Genomic DNA, 21,452 nt, shown 5'->3' with positions numbered 1-21,452 from the left:
ATTGAGGTGAATCGAACTCGTGCGGCGTTATCGGGGACGACCGAACGCTTCGCGCAGTTTGCCTTTGGCGGCTTGCAGCACGTTGCGGCGCGTCTTGGGCAGGTTCTTGCCCGCCCGGTTGATGAAGAAGTTGAGCATCGACATCGCGGATTGATAAGGCGTCCCGCGCCTGCGCTTGCTGGCGAGCGACGAGCGTTTGAGCGATTGCGCGATCTCTTGCGCGCTCCCCGATTTGAAAATGCCCGGTTCGAGATCGAGGGCATCGCTACGCGCCATCACTTCGTGCGACCAGCGTTGCGATGGCTTGCGCGCTCGTGCATGCCGGTTGGTTTTGTTGTGTTCGGCCCGGCTATGGGCGTGGCGTTGTCGCGGCGGACGGCCGGCGCGGCGTCGCGTCGATGCGTGAGCAGTGTTGGAGGCCATTGGTCGTCTCCCATGTGGATAGGTGGCACGGGCCGGGAGCGGCACAGTGCACACGGAGCATCGGCTGCTTGGCCCGCGTTGTTCGTCGGGCGGAAGTCACGCAATGCCTATGCCCGGCGTGTTGCTGTGACGCGGCATGCGTTTTGGCACGATTGATGCGTGCCAAGCGATAGGTCGCGCTTCGCCCCCCACCCCAGGCGGCGCGCAGTCTAAGCTGCATTTCGTAAATACAAATCGATGGAGAAATCCCATGGCGAATCAACCTTTCGTGTCGGACGTCCAGGCCATTCGAAAACGTGCGCGCGAGCATATGGAGGAAGGGGCCGTGACCGCCGGCTATCAGGCCGACCGCACAACGGTGCTCAAGCTGCTGAACGACGCGTTGGCCACGGAATTGGTCTGCACGCTGCGCTATCGCCGGCACTATTTCATGGCGAAAGGCATTCAATCGAAAAGCATCGCCGATGAGTTCTTGCAGCATTCGAACGAGGAGCAAGGCCACGCCGATCAACTGGCGGAACGCATCGTGCAGCTCGGCGGCGAACCGAACTTTTCCCCCGAGGGACTGCTTTCGCGCAGCCATGCCGAATACGTGGAGGGGACCTCGCTCGTCGACATGATCAAGGAAGACCTCGTCGCCGAGCGCGTGGCGATCGACAGCTATCGCGAGATCATTCAATACTTGGGCGAAAAGGACCCTACTACGCGGCGCGTCATGGAAAGCATCCTCGCCGTCGAAGAGGAGCATGCCGACGATATGGCGGACTTGCTGGCCGGTTTGCCGGGTGAGCACAAGGGGCGTTGATCGACGCTGGGCACCGCGATTGCTGCGGTGCGTACAGCACTTCATCCAATGAAAGGAGCGGGGCCGATGACCACGAAGATCAAACCGCTAGAGGGTTGCAAGGTCGCGATGCTGGCAACGGACGGCTTCGAAGAGGCGGAGCTTGCCGAACCGAAACGGGCGTTGTCGGAGGCGGGCGCGCTCGTGCATGTGATTTCGAACAAGCACGGGCAAATTCAAGGCTTTCGCCACGTCGAACGCGGCGGCACCGTAACCGTCGATGCGACCTTCGACCAAGTGCGCCCCGAGCAATACGACGCGGTCGTGTTGCCCGGGGGCGTGGTCAACGCCGATGCGCTGCGCACGGTGCCCGAGGCGCAGGCGTTCGTGCGCGGCATCGACGAAGCCCATAAGCCCGTCGCCGTGATTTGTCATGGCGGTTGGCTTCCGATCTCTGCGGGCATCGTCGCAGGTCACACCATGACGAGCTGGCCGAGCTTGCAAGACGACTTGCGCAACGCGGGAGCGACCTGGGTGGACGAGGAAGTCGTCGAGGACGGCAACTTCATCACGAGCCGCAAACCCGACGACATCCCGGCGTTCAATCAAAAGCTGATCGAGCAGCTCGAACATCGCGGGCAGGCCGCATGAGGCGCGCGCGAGGCATGCCGCGAAGCGCGGGTGGCCGGCCGCTTCTGCGAAGAGCGCGGGGCCGGCCATGCGCGTAATCTTTTCCGATGACGTCCCGGTGTTCGACGGTGCCCAGATGGTGGTGCGTTTCGTTGCCATCGTCGATGGGGTGCCCGTGTCGTGCGCGATCACGGCCGAGGCGTTGGAAGACCATTTCGGCGCCGAATCCACGCTCGAGGCTCAATTGCTGCGCGCCTTCGAGCAAGGCCGCGAACGTATTCACGAGGTATGCAAGCGCACCATCGAACAAAGCGGCGGGGCCGCCGTCGTATTGCGCAGCGGCCTGTTCCGCATCTAGCGCGCTTGCCGTCGGGCGCTACGTCGCCAAGTTGCCAAGTCGCGCCAAAACGAACTAGGAGGACATGTCATGTCGCTCATCGTCGCAGGCCGCTTCACCACGTTCGCCGATGCCGAGGCCGCCGCAAACCGCCTCTTCGCGGCGGGGTTCGTGCAAGAGGATGTCACGCTGTTCTTCGTCAATCCGCGCGGCCAGCACGCGCGCTATCCGATCGGGGGCGATCACTACGCCGACCCGCAGGCGGCGAACGCGTCCAAAGGTGCGGGTAAAGGCGGGGCCATCGGCGCGGTGATAGGCGCCGTGATAGGCGTTGCGTTGTTCAGCGCATTTTCCTCGCCATTTCTGATATTGGTCGTGGCCGCCGGGGTGGGCGCCTACTTGGGTTCGTTGATCGGTGCGATGACGCATACGCGCGGCGGCGGCAACGTGCCCGCGCATCGGGTCATGCACGAGGCGCGCGATTCGGGGGTGCTCGTTGCGGTGCACGTGTCTCCCGATAACCAGCAGGAAGCGGCGCGCGTATTGCGCGAAGCGGGCAGCCTCGAAGTGGAGCGCGCCCACGGAAGGTGGCAGCATGGCCGCTGGGCCGACTTCGATCCGACCAAGGACGTCGAGCCGATCGAGGGCGGCGCGGCTGCGCGCCCCCCTTCGGCAACGGGCACGCAAGCGCCCGCGCATCATTAGTAGGAAGAGATCCGACAGCTGTGTCCTGGACCGCGATCGGCCGATAGGCCGTCGCGGTCTTTTTCCAACGCATCGAGCCGCAGCGACCCGAAGCGCGCTCGAGATCCGGCAATGCGGCGCATCCCACGGTCGCGGCCGTCGCTGATGGGCATAGTCATTGCAGTACCAGATCGAGCGTTGACTTGAACAACCACAACGCTGAGTGCCTGCCGCGGTAAGCCAGCGCGGCGGCGACGCTTGCCGGCGCGCCGGCTTTCATCAGGAGGACGCCATGCTTCGATACGCAGTCGTATTTTTCATCATCGCGGTCATCGCGGCTATCTTCGGTTTCACCGGCATTGCGGCCGGCGCCGCGGAGATCGCGAAGATCTTGTTTTTCATCTTCCTCGTCATTTTCCTGGCGACGCTCCTGATAGGTGTGCTCAGGTGACGATGCGAGGAACGTAATCGTTGCTGGCGTTGCAGGGATTACGAGCGCTTTGCAAGGAATGCTCGGCGCTCGTCCTGCGAGCCAAGCGCGGCCGGCTCCCGCACCCGCCGTCGGCAGCGGGGACCGGCAGCACAAGGAGAGCCGCCATGTCACGCGTGATTTGGAAAGGGGCGATCAGTTTCGGTCTCGTCAACGTGCCGGTGCAATTGCATCCGGCTACGCGAGCGGAGCGCACGAGCTTCAATCTGCTCGATAAAGCCACGGCCGATCCGATCGGCTATAAGCAGATCAATAAGCGGACCGGCAAGGAAGTGCGCCGCGAGAACATCGTGCGCGGCTATGAATACGAAAAAAACAACTACGTCATTCTCACCGACGACGAGATCCGCTCGGCGAGCCCCGAGTCCACGCAGACGGTGGACATTCTCGCGTTCGTCCAAGCTTACGCCGTCTCCTTCCTCTATCTCGACACGCCGTACTATCTCGTGCCCGAGCGGCAAGGCAAGAAAGCGTATGCACTCTTGCGCGAGGCGCTCGCCCAATCGGGCAAGATCGGCATCGCCAACGTGGTGCTGCACAACAAGCAGCACCTGGCGGCGCTGATCCCCGCCGGACCCGTACTGGCGCTGAACACCCTGCGCTGGGGCGGCGAAGTGCTCGACGCAGGCGATCTTTCATTGCCGCCGGCCGACGCCAAATCCGCGGGCGTCAGTCCGCGCGAGTTGGACATGGCCAAGAAGTTGATCGAAGACATGACCGAGGAATGGGAGCCGATGCGGTATCACGACACGTTTCGCGACGATATTCTCGCGCTCGTCGATCGGAAAGTGCGTGAAGGCAAGACGCATGAGATCAGCGAAGGCGGCACAGCGCCCGTACGCACGCGCGCCACGGCCGATGTCGTCGATTTGTCGGAATTGCTCAAGCGCAGCTTGGGCAGAGGCAAGGGCAAGCATGCCGCATGAGATGCCGCCCGCGGCTGGTCGGCGCAACGAGGCGAGTGAAACAGCATGGCGGACAAACTCGAAACCTATCGCAAGAAACGCCGCTTCGCGGACACGCCGGAGCCGTCGGGCGCCGAGCGCGCACGTCGCGATCAGCAGGCGGCGCGGCGCGGCGCAGGTCCGGCGCTGTCCTACTTGATTCAGGAACATCACGCGCGACGCTTGCACTACGATTTCAGACTGGAACTCGACGGAACGCTCAAGTCGTGGGCGGTGCCCAAGGGGCCATGCCTCGACCCGTCGGTCAAGCGGCTCGCGGTTCACGTCGAGGATCACCCCGTCGAATACGGAACCTTCGAAGGTGAAATCCCGCCCGGCAACTACGGCGCCGGGACGGTCATCGTCTGGGATCGCGGCACGTGGGAGCCGGCCGGTGGCGTCGAGCAAGCCCGCAAAGCCTACGCGGCCGGCAAGCTCAAGTTCACGCTGCACGGCGAGAAGCTGCACGGAGGATGGGCGCTCGTGCGCAGCGGTATGCGCGGCAGCGGCGACAAGGAACAATGGCTGTTGATCAAGGAGCGCGACGACGAGGCGCGGCCCGAGAGCGAGTTCGACGTGATTGCGGAGCGACCGGGCAGCGCGCTATCTGGCGGCGACGCTGCGGCGAGCAAGCCGGCCAAAGCGGGCAAGCGCGCCGCGAATGGCGGCGCGGCCAAAAAATCCCGCAAGAGCGACTTGCCGGTGCCCGCCCACGCCGCCCACGCGGGGCAATCGGCCTCGGGGCACCCGGACATCGTCGCCACGCGCACGACTCAGTCGCTGCGCGAGCTTGCCGTCTCGCCGTCGATCGAAGGCGCGGTCAAAGCGCGCTTGCCCGACTCGCTCAAACCGCAGTTGGCGACGCTGGTCGACGATGTGCCGAGCGGCGACGATTGGTCGTACGAGATCAAGTTCGACGGCTATCGCGCGTTGATCCGCATCGACCACGGCGCGGCGAAGCCGGTGCGCGTGTTGACGCGCAGCGGTCTCGATTGGACTGCCAAGTTCGAACGGCAGGCCCAGGCGCTCGCCGCGATCGAGGTGGAAACGGCTTGGATAGACGGTGAAGCCGTGGTGCTCGACGAACATGGCGTGCCGAGTTTTCAAGCGCTGCAGAACGCGTTCGATGCGAATCGTCCGCAGGACATCGTCTTCTTCGCGTTCGATCTCCCCTACCTGAACGGCTATGACTTGCGCGGTGTGCCGCTCGTTCAGCGCAGAGCGCTGTTGCGGGCCTTGCTGGCCGATTTCGGCGACGACACGGTGCGCTTTTCCGAAGACTTCGCCCTCGATGCGCACGACCTACTGCATAGCGCCTGCGAAATGGCGCTGGAAGGAATCGTCGGCAAGCGGCGCGACAGCCGCTATACCTCGACGCGCAGCGGTGCGTGGATCAAGCTGCGATGCCGCCGCCGGCAAGAATTCGTGATTGGCGGCTATTCGGAGCCCTCCGGCAGCCGCAGCGGCTTCGGCGCGCTATTGCTCGGCGTCTTCGACGCCCGGGGCAAGCTGCATTATGCCGGGCGTGTGGGGACGGGCTTCGGTGCGACGGCATTGCGCGCCATCAAGCGCGAACTCGACGCGCTAGAGACAACGCACTCGCCGTTCGCCGAGCCGCCCAGCGAGCGCAGCCGGACGAAGATTCATTGGGTACGTCCCGAACTCGTCGCCGAATGCAATTTTTCGGAATGGACGAGCGAGCGCATCGTGCGGCAGGCTTCGTTCATCAGCCTGCGCCGAGACAAGCCGGCGCGCGAGATCGTGCAGGAAGCGCCGCATCGGGCCGATGCCGTGCAAGCGGAACAGGCGACGGCGCGGGATGCGGCCGAGCAAGGGGACAGCCGGGCCGAGCGAGGCGGAAAACAAAAGACTCCGACAAAGAAAACAGCCAAGGTCACGAATGATGAACCAAGAAGCAAAACAGTTAGGAATCCAGATCAAATGGACGACGCAATCAAAGAGGGCGATACGGTGGCGGGGGTTCGAATCTCGCACCCCGGCAGGATGATCGACCCGTCGATCGGCTTCGCCAAGCAAGACCTCGTGCGTTACTTCGAACGCATCGCCCCTTGGCTGCTGCCCCATGTGAAGGGGCGGCCGGTCGCGCTCGTGAGGGCGCCCGACGGCATCGGCGGGGAGCTGTTCTTTCAGAAGCACAGCTCCCGCCTGTCGCTTCCCCATATCACGCAACACGAAGGGCTCGATCCCGGTCATCCGCCATTGCTCACGATCGACAGCGCGCAAGCGCTCGTCGGCGTCGCTCAAATGGGAACCGTCGAGCTCCATACGTGGAATGCACTCGCGACGAACATCGAAAAGCCCGACCGGATCGTGTTCGATCTCGACCCCGATCCGTCGCTGGGCTGGGAGCGGATGATCGAAGCGGCGCAACTGACGCGCGATCTGCTGACCGAGCTGGGCTTGCAATCGTGGTGCAAAACGAGCGGAGGCAAGGGCCTGCATGTGGTGGTGCCGCTCGCGCGCCATGCCGGATGGGACGACGTCAAGGCGTTCGCTCAAGCGGCCGCGCAGCACATGGCCGCGACGCTGCCCGACCGCTTCAGCGCGAAGATGGGGGCGCAAAACCGCCGCGGCCGGATTTTCGTCGATTACTTGCGCAACAACCGCGGCTCCAGCACGGTCGCGGCATTCTCTCCCAGGGCGCGGCCGGGCATGGGGGTCTCGGTTCCTCTTGCGTGGGACGAACTGGCCGACACCACGGGCGGGGCGCAATGGACCGTCCAAAACGTGCACGAGCGGCTTCGATCGCTGGGGGCGGACCCGTGGGACGACTATGCCGCGGCCAAGCAGCGCATTACGAACGGCATGCGCGAGCGCTTGGGATTGAAGGGTATTTGACGGCTGCCGTAAGCGTTGTCTCGGGCGCACTTTTTGCGCTGCATAGAGTCTGGCAAACACACTCTATCGGAGGCACAGATGGCGCACACGGTAGGCGATTTCATCGTCGAAAGGTTGCATCAATGGGGCGTGCGACGCATGTTCGGCTACCCCGGCGACGGCATCAACGGGGTGTTCGGCGCACTGCGCCGCGCGGACGGCAAGATCGAGTTCGTGCAGGCCCGCCACGAGGAAATGGCGGCATTCATGGCGAGCGCGCACGCGAAGTTCACGGGCGAGCTCGGCGTGTGCATCGCGACGTCGGGCCCCGGCGCCGCGCACCTCGTCACGGGCCTTTACGATGCCAGGCTCGACCATATGCCCGTGCTCGCGATCTGCGGCCAACAAGCGCGCGCGGCGCTCGGCTCGCATTACCAGCAGGAAGTCGATCTCGCCTCGCTACTCAAAGACGTAGCCGGATCGTATGTGCAGCAGGCGAGCGTGCCCGCGCAAGTGCGGCACATGGTCGATCGCGCCGTGCGCATCGCGCTCTCGCAGCGCCGCGTGACGGCCATCATTCTGCCCAACGATTTGCAGGAACTCGAGTATTGCCCGCCGCCGCGCAAACACGGCACGGCGCATTCCGGCGTCGGCTACTCGCGGCCGCGGATCATGCCCGAGCCTGCCGATCTGGCCCGCGCGGCCGAAGTGCTCAACGCCGGCCGCCGCGTCGCGATGCTGGTGGGCGCGGGCGCTTTGCATGCCACCGACGAAGTGATCGCCGTGGCCGAACGATTGAAAGCGGGGGTGGCGAAGGCGCTCTTGGGCAAGGCCGTAGTGCCGGATGAATACCCCTGGGTGACGGGTTCGATCGGTTTGCTCGGCACGAAACCGAGTTGGGAGCTGATGACGCATTGCGACACGTTGTTGATGGTCGGCTCGGGCTTTCCGTATTCCGAATTCCTGCCGAAGGAAGGCGATGCGCGCGGGGTGCAAATCGACATCGGCGCCGACATGTTGAGCCTGCGCTATCCGATGGAAGTCAATCTCGTGGGCGATAGCGCGGAGACGCTACGCGCCCTGTTGCCGCTGCTCGATCAAAAGACCGACGACGCATGGCACAAGCGCATCGAAGGGTGGACCGCGGAATGGTGGGAGACGCTCGATAAGCGCGCGATGGAATCGGCCAAGCACGGCGTCAATCCGCAGCGCATTTTCACCGAGCTTTCGCCGAAGTTGCCGAACGAGGTGATCTTGACGAGCGACTCGGGGTCATGCGCGAACTGGTACGCGCGCGATCTGAAGATGCGGCGCGGGATGATGTGCTCGCTATCGGGCGGGCTCGCGTCGATGGGCGCGGCCGTGCCCTATGCAATCGCAGCGAAGTTCGCGCATCCGGATCGCCCCGTGATTGCATTCGTGGGCGACGGCGCCATGCAGATGAACAACATGGCCGAGCTGATCACCGTGGCCAAGTATTGGCAGCAATGGAAGGACGGCCGCTGGATCTGCATGGTGATGAACAACGAGGACCTGAACCAAGTGACGTGGGAGCAGCGCGTCATGGAGGGCGATCCGAAGTTCGAGGCGTCGCAGGAACTGCCGAACGTGCCGTACCACCGTTTTGCGGAATTGATCGGGCTGAGGGGGATTTACGTCGATACGCCCGAAGCGATCGGCCCGGCATGGGACGAAGCGCTCGCGGCGGGCCGTCCCGTCGTGCTCGAAATCAAGACCGATCCCGAAGTGCCGCCGCTGCCGCCGCACGTCACGCTCGTGCAGGCCCGCAAGTTCGCGCGCACGTTGATGGAGGGCGATCCCGAAGAGGGCAGCGTCATCGTCAATACGGCGAAGCAGGTCATGGCCTCGGTTTTGCCGGGGAAGAAGGAATAGCCGATCGATCCGATCCGCAGGTTCAGAACGCCACGATGAGCTTGGCTTCGGCGCCGTAGTCGGCAGCGTGGTGCGCATATTGTCCCGAGTAGTCGATGCTCAAGGTCACCGCACGGCTCAATGCCAAATCGACGCCCGCGTCCACGCTCGCGGCGTCGCGGGCGATCGGCACGCCCGCGATGGTGAAGGCGCTGCCGCCCGGGAACGCGAACGATGACAGCGGTCTCGTATCGCCAGCGGCATTACGCCAGCCGAGCGTCGCATGCACAGTCGTCTTCCAACCGTGGAACACATAGGCTTTTTCGCCCCTGACGCCCATCGTGGAGAACGTGACGTTGCTCGTGCTCCCGGGGCTAGTCAACGCCGCGGCGCTGCCCGTCCCCGTTTCGGTGAAGGCGTTCGTATGCAGGTCGATCGTTGCGAGGTCGATGAAGGGCTCGAGCGTGAGCGCGGGGAAGACGAGACGGTAAGCGGCTTCACCGAACGCTTGCATGGTTTGCGCACCGTAATGCGAGTTCAGATCGGCGGCGAACCCCGGGAAGGCGATCGAGCGATGCGTATCGATGTCGTGCCAGGCGTAGCCCAAGCCGAAGCGCAAACCGAGCGGTCCCCATTGCGATCCTGCGTAGAGCGCCAGATCGCCATTCACGATGGAGCCGGACGCGTTGCGCGCGTCCACATCGAAGCGCGAGTTGCTGGCGCCCGCCATGACGCCGACGCGCCAGTTTCGCATCACCGGGGTGTCCGCGCCGACGAACAAGCCGCCGCTGGAGCGGCTGTAAGTCGCTGCGTTGCCGTCGCCGTCCCACTGGTTCCATGCGCCGGCGCCTTGCGCCCAGAAGGCTACGCGTTTCGCACCGGCGGCCAGCGGTAGGAAGCCGTCGCCGGTGGAGGCGACCTGCGTCGCCATGGCCGCGCCGACATCGTCGAAGGCGACGCGCAGCCGGGCCACGGCGGCGTCGCGAGGGATGCGGCTGTCGTCGATCATCGCGCTCTTTTGCGAAGCATAGGTGTCGCCGGACAGCGCATCGAGCGCGCGGCGCGCGGTGGCGTCGTCGGGCGCGGCTGCCAGGGCGTTGTATAGCGCGTTGCCTTGGCCGAGGCTTTCCACGCCGCCGCCGGTGGCGCATTGGTTCGGCGTGAGCGCGACGCTGCAGAATGCGGCGTTATTGCGCGCCGAACCGATGTAGACGTGATTAGCGTCGTAGGCGAGCGACAGGTCGACGAACGGCAAGTTCTGCGTCAGGCCGTCGAACTTGCCCGCGACGCCGCCGTTTGCCGCTACGATGGTCCACTGGCTGGCGGGCGTATAGACGCCCCCCGCTTTGACGGCCTCTACCGTACCCCCGTTGATCGTGACTTTGCCGCTGCTGGCGATGAGATCGCCGCTTTGATTCGGGCTGATGTCGACGGCATAGGTCGAACCGGCATTGAAGGTCAAGTCGCCGTTCACGTGCAGCGTGCCCGGCGAATGCCCCGGGGCGATGACGCCGCCTGCCGCGACCGTGGTCGTGCCCACGGTGCCCGTGCCGGCCAGCGTGCCGCCTGCGAGCACCGACAGGATCCCGCCGAGCGTGCCGTCGACCGCCAGGGTGCCGTTCGCGACAGCGGTCGTGCCTGTGAATGCGGTCGAATCGCCGGTCAAATCGGTGAGCCCCGCGCCGATCTGCTGCACTTTGCCGTTGCCGCTGATCTTTCCGTCGAAGACGATGGCATCGGAGCGATCGAAGGCCAGCGTGCCGTTATCGGCTACGTCGCCCGCGATCGAACCGGAGGCGCCGCCGTCTCCCAGTCGCAGCGTCCCGGCCGAGATCGTCGTGCCGCCTTGATAGCTGCTGTCGCCGGTCAGCACGACAGTGCCGGCGCCGGCTTGCGTCACGCTGCCGCTGCCGCTGATCGCGCCGGCCAGCGTCCAAGCGTCGGAGCGATCGAAAACGAGCTTGGCGTCATTGTCGATATCTCCAACGATCGAGCCCGAGGTCCCGCCGTTGCCCAATTGCAGCGTTCCTGCCGCGATCTCCGTGCCGCCCGCGTACGTATTGTTCGCACTCAGCGTTAGCGTGCCGGCGCCGCTTTTCAGCAACCCTCCGGCGCCGCCGACGACGCCTGTCAACGCGAGATCGGCGTCCGTCTTCAGTTCGCCGCCACTGGCCCCGAGCGTGACGCTGCGCGCGGAGGTGAGTCTTGCCGTGCTCTCGAGCGTGCCCCCATCGAGCGTGAGCGCACCGGAAGCCGCGCCCAGATTCGCGTCCGATGCAACCGACAGCGTGCCGCCTTCGACGAACGTGCCACCCGTATAGCTGTTTGCCCCCGATAGGACGAGCGTGCCGTTATCGGTTTTTTCCAACGCGCCCGAGCCCGTCAGCGGCGCGGCGATCGTCGCGGTAATGCCCCGGCTGATGGCGCCGCCTCCCGTGCCCACGCGGATGATCGTCGGCGTGTTGGCGAGCGTGACCGGGCCGCCGTCGAGCACGTAGCCATCTGCTGCGAACTGCATGCCGGCGACGGAGACGGCGCCGGCGCTGTCGTCCACCGTGACGGTCCCCGCTTGTCCGGCGAAGACCGCGAATTGGCCCGCTTGCCAGGGCGCATTGACGGCGCCGCTTGCGCTCGTCCAATTGTCGTTCGCCGTGTTCCAGATGCCGCTGCCGCCATCCACTGCGCCGTTGTTGTGGTTCGCCGCATTGCCCCCGTCCCAGAAGTTGACCGCCGCGCCGCCGGTGTTGACTAGATTGACCTGGTGGAGGATCGACGTTTGCACGGACACGTCGCTCGAACTGATGCCGGCGGGAACGCGGTCGATCTGCAAGCCGTTGTCGGTTAAGTTGCCCGCATAGTCGAACAAGCGATAAAGCCCCGGGCCGAAGCCGCCGAGGTCCGTGACATCGAGTGCGCCCGCGAGCGTGAGATTGCCCGCCACGTTGAACAGCCCCGCCGAACCGTCCGGCGCGCCGAGCGAGGCGTTCACCGACGAGTTGCTCGACAAGGTCAGGTTGCCGCCGAAATCGAGCACGTCGCCTTGCCGGCCCGCGAGCGTTCCCGCCCCCACCGTAGTGTCGCCTGCGATCGTGCCCGTGCCTTTGAGCGTACCGCCGTTGACGGTCACGGCGCCGCCGAGTTCGCCGTTGACGGAAAGCGTGCCTGCATTGACCGTTGTCACCCCGGAAAAACTGCCGCTATTGCCGGATAGGGTCACGACGCCTGCGCCGCTTTGCACGATGCTGCCGGCGCCGCTGATGGCGCCGCTGTAGGAGAACGCCCTGCTATCGTTGAACAGAAGGGTGGCGTTATCGACGATGGCGCTAACGAACGAACTATCGAAGCCGTTGCCGATCGCGAGCGTGCCGCCCGCGATCGTAGTGGACCCTGAATAGGTGCCTGCGCCGGTGAGGGTCAGCGAGCCCGATCCCGTCTTCGTCAAGCCGCCCGCGCCGTTGATCGTGCCTGCGAGCGCGAGCGCAGCGTCGGTTTCGAATGTGCCGCCGCCGCCGTTCAATGCGATCGTGCGCGACGAATGAAAGGCCGCCGTGTTCTCGAGCGTCCCGCCGTTGAACGAGAGTGCGCCCGTGCCGAGATTGGCGTCCGTCGATACGGATAGCGTGCCGCCGCTCAGAAGCGTGCCGCCTGCATAGGTATTGATGCCCGAGAAGACTTGAGTGCCGCCCGCGATTTCGACGCCGCCGGCGCCCGAGACGTTGCCGGCGAAGTTGCCCGCATCGACGGGGGTGCTGCCACCTTGGCCGTTGGTCAGGACGAGCGTTTTAGCGCCGAGCGCGACGGCGCCCGTCGAAGCGCCCGATAGGCTTTGAATGCTCGTGCTGTTTGCCGCAACGCCGGATACATCGAGCGTGGCGTCGACGCTCACGTTGCTCGCGGGCGAGAGATCGCCGTCGGCGCCGAGCTTGAGCGTGCTTTGTTCGATGGCCCACGGATGACCGTCGCCCACGCGGCCCGTGACGGTCCAAGTGCCGAGGCCGGTTTTTTCGTATTCGGCGAAGCCTTGGTATTGCGCTGCGCTGGACGTGTTGTCGAGCGCGGTGACGATCTTCGACAGGTCGAACGTGCCGTCCGCCGGACCGCCCAGCGCGAGGATGTTGCCGCCCCCGGCTGCAATGGCCTTGCCGCCGACGATGGCGCCCGCTTGCAGCACGAGCGTATTTCCGTTGCCGTCGATCCTGACCGCGACGCCGCCAGGCGCGGCTTGCGTTGGGTCCGTCAGCCGCCATCCTCCCTCCATGTCCCCGCCATTGGCGTCGATGAGGGTATTGCCGTCGCCGTGAACGTGGACGCCGGTCGCGAGCGCCGCGTTGCCCGCCGAAGCGCCGGGGTTGATGAGGCCCCGGTTGACGAGCGTGTTGTTGCTGCCAAAGATGTCGATGCCGTCGCCGCCGCTGCCGTCCGGGATCGCGCCTACTCCGGAGGCTCCCGTGCCGCCGTTGAAGCCCGTGCCGACACTCAGGCCGATGTTGGTGATCGTCGCGCCGTCGCTGCTGACCACGACGGCCGCGGCGCCGTTGCCGCCGGATTGCCCGCCCCAGCCTCCGCTGATCTGATAGGTGCCTTCCGCGTTGAACGTGAACCTCTGGCCCTGGAAGTACAGGCCGACGCCGCCGCCACCGCCCGCGTTCGCCGATGTGCCGGGGCCGCCCCTGCCGCCGTATACGTTGTTGCCGTCGACGACCAGCGTGCCGCCGGTGAAGATCAACGCCGCGCCACCGCCTCCGGCGCCGGCCGACCCGCTTGCGCCGCCTGCGCCGCCTCGCACCGTGGAGCTGCCGGGTGGGCCGATCGCCAAGTCGCCGGAAGTCATGACGACAGCGGCTGCGCCGCCCCCGCCGCCGATACCGGCTCCGCCGTCGGCCCCGTTTGCCCCCGTCACCGGACCGCTGAACGGCGAGTTGGTGACTTGCGTCATGCCGCCGCAGCCCGTCAGATAGACGTTGACGTCGCACGTTGCGCCCGCGCCGTCGCCGCCCCGCTGCAGCGTCCCGGTCAGGCCCGCCGTCGAACCGACGCTGCCGCCGGCCCCGCCGCCGTTGTTGCCGCCGCCGCTGCCGCCGTTGCCGGACGCCGCCGACGCACCGGCCCCGCCTCCGGCGTTGACGACTTGTGCAACACAGGGGGAGATCCCGGACACGGTGATCGCACCGGCCATTGATAAAAGTGCTGCGCAAGCGCGCAAACGAGGCATCGTCGGACTAGGCGAGCACTTGGCGCCATGCGGGCGGTGCGACGCGCAACGAGCGGATTGGCCTGGGCCTGCGATGTCGTCGCAGATGCCCCGACCCGCGGCGTCTTGTCGTGGGGCGTTTCGAACCCCCGCTTTTGGTCGAATTTTCATGACTCGAATGGCGGCTTATTGGGAATCAAGGTCGGAGCGAGCGTGCTCAATAATTGAGAAGTGCTTCCAAAATTCGATCTTTGTCTTTTTGAATCGCTTTTGACAAATATCGATCTAGCATGGGTTGAAAGAAAATTGCAATATTATGGAGTGTGAGTGTGCGACATGTTCTTAAATAATGGGAATGAAATCGCCTTGTCCTTGTGTTAGGCGGCGCGAGAATCTTCTGAATCTTAGTAAGACCGTTCTGCGGAGATCGATGCCGCTTGCGAGGCGTTCTCGTTGAAATTCTAAATATTGCGGGTACCGTCGAGTTACAGAAATTTCAGATATTCCCGTCAATTGAGATGACTTGAGAAAGTTCGCAATTGCAGGTTTGACATCGAGGATACGTATCGAGAATATGGTGCCTACTGGGCGCCGCGAGAGACAGAGGGGCGACAGTGAAAGCGTCTTTTCCGGCACGCGCCAATCGATCGTCCCGCGGCAGGTCCCGAAGCAGCCAGCGCCCAATCATGGAGGCACTCCCATGTCGCACAGTGAACTAGGAACCAGCCAGGACCTTGGTGGCTCCGGAACCATCACCATCAGCCCCGCCGACGGTACGAAGCTGTATCGGCACCAGGGGCGCTATATCGTGGCGACCATCAAAAACGGCGACGTCGATATTCCAGCAGGCGCCATGATCGATTTCAGCGGGAGCCCGAGCGACCCCAGCGCCAACCTGATCGCGCTTCCCGGCGAGCAGCTGAAAGTGAAGATCGACATCGATCAAAGCGACAAAACGCAGGGTACCGCGAGGGTTTGCATTCGCCATGATCCATCCGACGGCACGAATCGGATAACGGTGGCGCCGGTGGCGTCCGGTTGGGGATCGGTCATCCCACCCGCGGCCCCAACTGCCGTGACATACACCGTCTTGGATTACGACCCGACGATCACCTTATCGGGTCCCACGCAGACCCTGCTTCCGCTGCCCAGCCATGCGGACGGCGACGAACTCGCTCCGGGCAGCGCGCAGGGCAAGTACACGACGCAGGTTTCCTGCAAAGTGGTGGATACCGTCATCGATCCGCCTACCGAAGTTTCGATTTCCGACTATGTAGTCGAATGGCATGAAGGGGGATTGAAGTCCTCGGGGCTTTTCAGCGCCTTGGTCAACGCTTATACGTCGGCCACGGCGACCTATGATGACCGCCTGGCGATCGGTGACGGGTCGCTCATCTACAATTCGCAGCAAGATGGCTATTACGTTCGCATGGTCACGAACAGCGAAGGGGTGGCGAGCCTTTACTTGGTTGCAAAAAGCAGTAGCCTCGCACTGGCAAGCAGCGTAATTCCCCAGTACGATTTCACGGATTTCACGCCGCTGCCATTGTCGTTCCTGATCGTGAATTCGGGCGACACGCAGATTTCCGGGTATAGCCCGATCGTTGAAGGCGTGACGTCGATCGATACGGGCAGCGGCACGGAATATTGGTTGGATTTCGCCACGCTCACCGACCCGCCCAACGTCAAAGCCGATATCAACGCTTATCAATATCAAAGGCCGGGCGATCAAGTCTATCTGGTCGTGAACGGCGCGATCGTCGCCGGTCCCCATATCGCCCCCAACGGCGACTCCTGGACATGGAGCCCCACGTTTCCCGACAGCCTTTGTCACAGCAACGAGGGACCCAATGCAGGCGATCTGAACCAGGTGCTTTTCGTTGTCGCCAATCCCGGTTCGGGAGAGATCCTGCCGAGCGGGATCAATGGCTTTTATGGCACGGGCGAGAATCAACCGGGCGTGCCGCAAGCCGGGCCGCTCGAGACACCTCGGCTATTCCCGGCGACGGGACACATCAGCTTAGCGTGGCTCAAGGCAAACGGCGTGGCGATCACGGTCGACCTGCAGCAGTCTTCTCAAGACTACGGCTGGACACCGAAAGCGGGCGACCGGTTGACGGCGGTCGCATTCATGAGGGGCTACGGCCCCGGCGGTCGCAAGCCGAAATCGGGCTCTGCGAGCGCGACCGGCATGACGCTTGGTCCTAGCAACTTCGGTCCCAACGCCGCGACTACGGTAACGCTGCCGTTTCCCGATATCACGAAATTCGAGGGATACGATTCGCAGCAGGATCCGAAATTCGCGAATAGCATGTGCTATATCGTCTATACGGTTCAACCGGTGGGGCAGCGCTATCCGCTCAATTCCGGCGTACTGTCGGTCATATTGAATACGGCGAATCGAAGCTGACGAGTCGGATCGTTATCGCTCGTTCCGAGCGAGCGGCGGCTCCCCATGCACTGCGGTGGCCGCCGCTTGCACACCACGCTTGGGTCATTTCGAGGAAAGCGTACCCATGGGCAGCGACAACCGTGAAGCGACGGCGCCTCCTACCGGCACGCCGGCAATCATCAGTACCGCGCAGGCGGCTTATTATGCCGAGGGCACTTCGCTGCAACCCTGCTGTTGGGTCAACGTGTACGGCCCGCCGGGCGATACGATGGTGTGCAACGTGTCGGAAAATGCGACGCTGCTCGTGCCGCCGCCGCAGTCCTATGACGGCGATGGCGCCTCTTACGGTACGGGACCCTACAACGCGATCCTCGACGTGAATGGGATGGCTTCGTTCATCGTCAGAGCGCAATTCCCATCGCCGTCGATCAATGCGCGATCGAACCTGCTGTTGGTGACCGCGTCTGCGAGGGACCCGCGTGGCGGCCCTCCGCTGTTCGGGTACCCGACGTTTCAACCGTACACGGACGCTAATCCGCAGAACCTCAAAACCGAGCATTTCGTCGCGTATAACTATACGACCGGCGCGCCTGCCGACGGCCTCACGCCTTGCTGCATCTACGTGAAGGCCGATAGCGCGAAGTGGGGTGTCGTCCAAATCGACATCGTCACCAAGAATTCGCTCGCCAAAGTGGTCGGAGCGACGCGCGAAGGCTGGGTCAATTTGCAAAGCGACGGCAGCGCCGTGATCGTGCTTACCGATATCAAGGCGGAAATCGTGCAATTCACGATCGGCTTGCCGCATGCTCCCGGAACCGATCAGCTCAAGCCGTTCACGGTGAATTTTTGTGAATATCCGGGCTATCCAGCGCCGAGTTCGCAGGATCGAGCGAGTGCGGCATGAGCTTCGAAACGGCAGCGTGCGAGGCGCTATCGGGGTTGGATATCGTCTTGGTTCCACCGAGTCTCCCGCAAGCCGGTCAGGACGGTGCGATCGATATCGGCGCGCTATCGCCCGGCGAGATGATCGTCGTCCGAATTCCGAATGGTCAGGATTTTTGGCATCCCACGCCGGGCGATACCGTTTGGGCGTATCTCGACGATTTACCTTCCGAAATCGCGGTCGTCGTGGACAGCGTGGATCGGCTTTCCTGGGATGCGAAGTTCGATCCGAGCAAGGTGCCGGATGGATCGTACGTCGCGACATATAAAAAGACGAACCTAGTAGGCGATGTCGCCCCCTCTCTGCCTATTCCGGTCATGATCAAAGGGTCCACGGCTCAGCGCTATCCCGGGCCCATCTTTCCCGATGCCGCGAACGGCGTATTGCTTTACGCGAAGATTTCCGGACAAAACGGAGCGAGCCTCGACACGCAATATCTATTGCAGCTAGGCGATGAGGTGACGTTCTACTGGCAAGGTTTCGATATCTGGGGAAACGAGATTCCGGAAGCGGCCTACGAGACGTCCCCGTCGTTGAAGGTCGGTCAGCGCGATGTGGGCAACGGTTATGCGTCGGATACGATCCCTTTGCGTTGCATCCAACCGCTCGGCAACCTGGGTTCGGGCGTCGCCTATTACGAGGTGCTGCGCGAGGGCGTGACGCATCGTTCGCTGCCTACCAGGGTCGAAATTTCTTGGTCCGACATCACTGCGTTGCAGGTGACGTCCACGGTAGGCGCACCGTTGATATCCCCGCAACTGCCCAACTTCAACCCTTGCAATTGCGGCACCGTATTCGGCGAGCCCGGGCTGGACGTGACGATTTACGTGTCCGGCGGCGCGATCGTCGAGGCGGGCCCGAGCGACCCGACGACTTATCGAACGCGGCTCAATGGCGCCGGCCTGGCCAGCTTCAGTGTGTCGTCGAGCAACGAACGCACCGTTGCGATCATCGCTCGCTCCGATGCGATGGTGGGCAAGCCGCCATTGGCAACCACGACGTTCGACAACTATCTGGACGGAAGCGCCGCGGGCATCGAAGGGTACATCTATACCACCTACGTGCCGAGCGACGGCGTGACGGCCTGTTCGATCTTCTTCCAAGTGATGCCCGCTTTCGTCAATCAAACGGTGACGGTCACGATCGTCGACGAAAACAGTCGAGCGATGGTGGTGGGCGCCGAGAAAGATACGCCCCATACCCGTACGATCTGGCTATATGACGACGGCAGCGGGTTCGCGCAGATCGTCGACACATGCGCGGAGAAAGTCAATGTGACTTTGACGGTGACCGGGCAGCCGCAATCGGTCCAATTGCCCGCGCCGGTGGAATTCATTTCGTTTCCAACGGCTTCATCGGCCGAAGCGGTCCAACGACCGGTATCGTCAATCCATGGGGTCGTCCATGAATGAATCGACAGACTCGCTTGCGTCGCAGCCGGCCGGCGAGGCCGATGCTTCGGGCTACACCCTTTCCCTCGATATTCCGCCAGTGGCCGACGGCGAGATGACCAATCGAGCGTGCGCGAAGCTAACGCTCGACGATTGGCTCGAGCCGCAGGAAGTCGTTGTCTTCCAAATCACGAGCGGGTCGGCCGTATTCGATGATGGAACGACCGAAAAGGTCGGTCCGGCAACCGACGCGTTCGGTCGCTCATACGTGACGTTTACCGACACGGTGTCCGAGTCTGGCGAGATGCAAGCTTGGATGAAGCGCAACCCGAGCGTTGGCAGCACGGCGCCCTATACGTTCCGCGTCGGGCAGGGCTATGGTGTGCGATTGGGCTCGCTCACGGACGAGGAACCGGCAGACGGCGAGGCCGAGAACGCGGGACGCGCCATCGTCACGCAAAACGGCGAAAAGCTCGCACAGCCGCAGATCGTGAAGTTCGAATTCGATCGCGCAGCGTCGACCCTCTTCGATATAACCAAGCCCGCAGGATACGTTCAACCGGATTCCAGCGCCACCGTCCTTAATGTAAAAACGCATTTCGACGAACAGACGCGCAAGGACATCGCAGATGCCTATTTCCACGATACGGTTGCAGAAAACGTCACGTTGACGGCAAGTCTCGTCGATCACTCCGAAGTGCCGGCCGCAGCGCAAGTCTTCGAATTCGTCACGCCCAGTTCGCCACCGGTCTACGGCCTTGCGCTGTATGCGATCACGCGCAGTGGCGAGGTCGCAGACGGAATTGCCGAGAACCTCGCGCGAGCCGTCATCAGCTGCAGCGACGCAACGTCCCAAGTCGAGCGAATCGTAAAATTCGAATTTTCGCCCGGATCTTCCGCAACGTTCAATATTCAGGGGTCGTCTTACATACAGCCGAATTCCACCAGCGCCGTCCTGTATGTGAAGGCGCGCCCGCTATACGGCTACCACATCGCGCAAGCGTGCTTCGCCGATACCTCTCCCGAAGCGGTCACGGTCATCGCCTCCCTCGTCGACCATCCGGAGGTGGAGCCCCAAACGCAACCGTTCGAGTTTTTTCCGCCGCCATCGGGCTTGAACTTTTCGCTCGTATCGCTCACACGCGACGGCCAACCGGCGGACGGAAAAGCCGAGATTCACGCTCGAGCGATCGTTACCTGGAACGGTCTGCCGCCCAAAGATTGGACGCTCGCCGTGCGATTTCTGTTCATGAGTGGATCGCCGAAGTTCGATACGACCAAGCCGACGGATTGCGGTTCGGTTCAACCCAATTCGACCAGCCGGATGCTGTTCGTGGTGCCGAGTTACGTGGGCGAGCTGAATCAGGTCGTCGCCGACGCGTACTTCACCGATACCATCCCGGAGTGGGTCATCCTTCAGGTTGCCAACTCCGTGGGCTCTTGCCCCGCGACGAAGTTCTTCACCTTTTACGATCCGCCGGTCCAGCAGCGATCTTCGCTGCCGCACGGGGACGACGAACACTAACCGCGCCGCGGGGCGAGCAACCGCGCGACGCCCAAGCCCAACGCGAGCGCCGCGAGCACCGCCGCGCCGCGATGGGTGTCGATCCATAGCGAGGCGCATGTCGACTTCGCTTCCTTGCTGAAAGAGCCACGCATGCTATGCAGTCCCGGGACGGGCTGCCACAGGTCGACCGCATGGCCGGGATCGGTGGCGCTCTTGCGTTGCTGCGCTTTGAACCCGCGTTTGGCCAGATAGCGATCCAACAAGCCCGGTGCGATTTTGTTGGCGACGATCGCTTTGATGGACGAAAGCCCTACATACAGTTCGCGGCGGGGATGCCGCGCGGCCCATACGATCGCGCGTGCCGCCACTTCCGGTTCGTAGACGGGAGCGACCGGGCGCGGCGCCCCAGGCATACGGCTGGCCGCCCAATCGAATTGGGGCGTATTGAGCGCGGGCATCTGCACCATGGTTACCCGCACGCGGCTTTCGTCATGCATCAATTCGCATCTCAATGCGTCGGTGAACCCTCGGATCGCATGCTTGGCGCCGCAATACGCCGATTGCAGCGGAATGGCGCGGTAGGCGAGGGCCGAGCCGACTTGCACGATCACGCCTTTGTTGCGTTCGGTCATGCGCTTGAGCGCGGCCATCGTTCCCCAAACGTATCCCAGATAGGTCACTTCGGTGATGCGCGCGAACTCGTCGGCGGTCATGCCCGCGACGGGCGCGAACATCGTCACCATGGCGTTGTTGACCCAGACGTCGATGGGGCCGAGTTCGTTCTCGATGCGCTCGGCGGCGGCTTCGACCGCTTGCACCGAGCTCATGTCGGTGGCGATGGTCAATGCACGCACGCCGTAGCCGCGGGCGATCTGCGCGACTTGGGAGAGCGCTTCTTCGTCGCGGGCGAGCAGGGCGACATCGGCCCCCTGTTGGGCGAAGGCGAGCGCTGCGGCGCAGCCTACACCCGCGCTGGCGCCGGTGATGACTACGATGTTCGGAAAACGACGCGAGTGCGGCATGCCG

General features: G+C 63.6%; 15 protein-coding genes. 12 read left to right on the top strand and 3 right to left on the bottom strand.

The window, feature by feature from the left end:
- Positions 1–27 precede the first annotated feature (27 nt).
- Positions 28–423 (bottom strand): DUF3175 domain-containing protein, encoded by a 396-nt coding sequence (locus QQS38_RS04975; protein WP_479644265.1) that lies wholly within the window; start codon positions 421–423, stop codon positions 28–30.
- Between the two features lie 250 nt (positions 424–673).
- Between QQS38_RS04975 and QQS38_RS04970 the strand changes: the two genes are divergently transcribed.
- The 8 genes from QQS38_RS04970 to QQS38_RS04935 all read left to right on the top strand — a co-directional run bounded on the left by QQS38_RS04970 (position 674) and on the right by QQS38_RS04935 (position 9,023).
- Entirely contained in the window at positions 674–1,228 is a 555-nt protein-coding gene (locus QQS38_RS04970; protein WP_479644264.1) for a ferritin-like domain-containing protein, read from the top strand.
- Positions 1,229–1,294: 66 nt separating this feature from the next.
- The gene (locus QQS38_RS04965) at positions 1,295–1,858 is read left to right on the top strand and encodes a type 1 glutamine amidotransferase domain-containing protein (protein ID WP_479644263.1); all 564 of its coding nucleotides are present in this window, start codon (positions 1,295–1,297) and stop codon (positions 1,856–1,858) included.
- 67 nt (positions 1,859–1,925) lie between these two features.
- Positions 1,926–2,195 (top strand): DUF1488 family protein, encoded by a 270-nt coding sequence (locus QQS38_RS04960; protein WP_479644262.1) that lies wholly within the window; start codon positions 1,926–1,928, stop codon positions 2,193–2,195.
- A gap of 69 nt (positions 2,196–2,264) precedes the next feature.
- On the top strand, positions 2,265–2,879 hold the full coding sequence (locus tag QQS38_RS04955; protein ID WP_479644261.1) for a hypothetical protein: 615 nt from the start codon (positions 2,265–2,267) through the stop codon (positions 2,877–2,879).
- A 271-nt stretch (positions 2,880–3,150) separates the two neighbouring features.
- Positions 3,151–3,309 carry a DUF1328 domain-containing protein gene (locus tag QQS38_RS04950; protein WP_479644260.1) on the top strand — a complete coding sequence of 53 codons (159 nt, stop codon included), beginning with the start codon at positions 3,151–3,153 and terminating at the stop codon, positions 3,307–3,309.
- 146 nt (positions 3,310–3,455) lie between these two features.
- Positions 3,456–4,274, top strand: coding sequence for a non-homologous end joining protein Ku (gene ku / locus QQS38_RS04945; RefSeq protein WP_479644259.1), 819 nt, complete (start codon positions 3,456–3,458; stop codon positions 4,272–4,274).
- Positions 4,275–4,319: 45 nt separating this feature from the next.
- Positions 4,320–7,151 (top strand): DNA ligase D, encoded by a 2,832-nt coding sequence (gene ligD, locus QQS38_RS04940; protein WP_479644258.1) that lies wholly within the window; start codon positions 4,320–4,322, stop codon positions 7,149–7,151.
- A 78-nt stretch (positions 7,152–7,229) separates the two neighbouring features.
- Positions 7,230–9,023, top strand: a complete 1,794-nt coding sequence (locus QQS38_RS04935; protein WP_479644257.1) for a thiamine pyrophosphate-requiring protein — start codon at positions 7,230–7,232, stop codon at positions 9,021–9,023.
- 22 nt (positions 9,024–9,045) lie between these two features.
- On the opposite strand, the gene QQS38_RS04930 is transcribed toward QQS38_RS04935, so the two are convergent.
- A complete protein-coding gene (locus QQS38_RS04930) occupies positions 9,046–14,160 on the bottom strand; it encodes an autotransporter domain-containing protein (RefSeq protein WP_479644256.1) in 5,115 nt (1,704 codons plus the stop codon).
- A gap of 733 nt (positions 14,161–14,893) precedes the next feature.
- On the opposite strand from QQS38_RS04930, the gene QQS38_RS04925 reads away from it, so the two are divergent.
- From QQS38_RS04925 to QQS38_RS04910, 4 genes are all read left to right on the top strand, one after another.
- Positions 14,894–16,603 carry a hypothetical protein gene (locus tag QQS38_RS04925; protein ID WP_479644255.1) on the top strand — a complete coding sequence of 570 codons (1,710 nt, stop codon included), beginning with the start codon at positions 14,894–14,896 and terminating at the stop codon, positions 16,601–16,603.
- A gap of 106 nt (positions 16,604–16,709) precedes the next feature.
- On the top strand, positions 16,710–17,489 hold the full coding sequence (locus tag QQS38_RS04920; RefSeq protein WP_479644254.1) for a hypothetical protein: 780 nt from the start codon (positions 16,710–16,712) through the stop codon (positions 17,487–17,489).
- The gene (locus QQS38_RS04915) at positions 17,486–18,940 is read left to right on the top strand and encodes a hypothetical protein (RefSeq protein ID WP_479644253.1); all 1,455 of its coding nucleotides are present in this window, start codon (positions 17,486–17,488) and stop codon (positions 18,938–18,940) included. Before QQS38_RS04920 ends, QQS38_RS04915 begins: the two co-directional genes overlap by 4 nt.
- A complete protein-coding gene (locus QQS38_RS04910; protein WP_479644252.1) occupies positions 18,933–20,444 on the top strand; it encodes a hypothetical protein in 1,512 nt (503 codons plus the stop codon). Before QQS38_RS04915 ends, QQS38_RS04910 begins: the two co-directional genes overlap by 8 nt.
- Here QQS38_RS04910 and QQS38_RS04905 read toward each other — a convergent pair.
- Entirely contained in the window at positions 20,441–21,448 is a 1,008-nt protein-coding gene (locus QQS38_RS04905) for an SDR family oxidoreductase (protein WP_479644251.1), read from the bottom strand. The two genes, QQS38_RS04910 and QQS38_RS04905, sit on opposite strands and share 4 nt — an antisense overlap.
- Positions 21,449–21,452 lie beyond the last annotated feature (4 nt).

The organism is Trinickia sp. Z7 (assembly GCF_056498045.1).
This window is presented reverse-complemented; position numbering and strand designations above follow the sequence as displayed.

What these genes read in the sequence shown, in the direction of transcription:
- QQS38_RS04975 (WP_479644265.1), bottom strand. Translation starts at nt 423, where the DNA reads ATGGCCTCCAACACTGCTCACGCATCGACGCGACGCCGCGCCGGCCGT.
- QQS38_RS04970 (WP_479644264.1), top strand. Translation starts at nt 674, where the DNA reads ATGGCGAATCAACCTTTCGTGTCGGACGTCCAGGCCATTCGAAAACGT.
- QQS38_RS04965 (WP_479644263.1), top strand. Translation starts at nt 1,295, where the DNA reads ATGACCACGAAGATCAAACCGCTAGAGGGTTGCAAGGTCGCGATGCTG.
- QQS38_RS04960 (WP_479644262.1), top strand. Translation starts at nt 1,926, where the DNA reads ATGCGCGTAATCTTTTCCGATGACGTCCCGGTGTTCGACGGTGCCCAG.
- QQS38_RS04955 (WP_479644261.1), top strand. Translation starts at nt 2,265, where the DNA reads ATGTCGCTCATCGTCGCAGGCCGCTTCACCACGTTCGCCGATGCCGAG.
- QQS38_RS04950 (WP_479644260.1), top strand. Translation starts at nt 3,151, where the DNA reads ATGCTTCGATACGCAGTCGTATTTTTCATCATCGCGGTCATCGCGGCT.
- ku (WP_479644259.1), top strand. Translation starts at nt 3,456, where the DNA reads ATGTCACGCGTGATTTGGAAAGGGGCGATCAGTTTCGGTCTCGTCAAC.
- ligD (WP_479644258.1), top strand. Translation starts at nt 4,320, where the DNA reads ATGGCGGACAAACTCGAAACCTATCGCAAGAAACGCCGCTTCGCGGAC.
- QQS38_RS04935 (WP_479644257.1), top strand. Translation starts at nt 7,230, where the DNA reads ATGGCGCACACGGTAGGCGATTTCATCGTCGAAAGGTTGCATCAATGG.
- QQS38_RS04925 (WP_479644255.1), top strand. Translation starts at nt 14,894, where the DNA reads ATGTCGCACAGTGAACTAGGAACCAGCCAGGACCTTGGTGGCTCCGGA.
- QQS38_RS04920 (WP_479644254.1), top strand. Translation starts at nt 16,710, where the DNA reads ATGGGCAGCGACAACCGTGAAGCGACGGCGCCTCCTACCGGCACGCCG.
- QQS38_RS04915 (WP_479644253.1), top strand. Translation starts at nt 17,486, where the DNA reads ATGAGCTTCGAAACGGCAGCGTGCGAGGCGCTATCGGGGTTGGATATC.
- QQS38_RS04910 (WP_479644252.1), top strand. Translation starts at nt 18,933, where the DNA reads ATGAATGAATCGACAGACTCGCTTGCGTCGCAGCCGGCCGGCGAGGCC.
- QQS38_RS04905 (WP_479644251.1), bottom strand. Translation starts at nt 21,448, where the DNA reads ATGCCGCACTCGCGTCGTTTTCCGAACATCGTAGTCATCACCGGCGCC.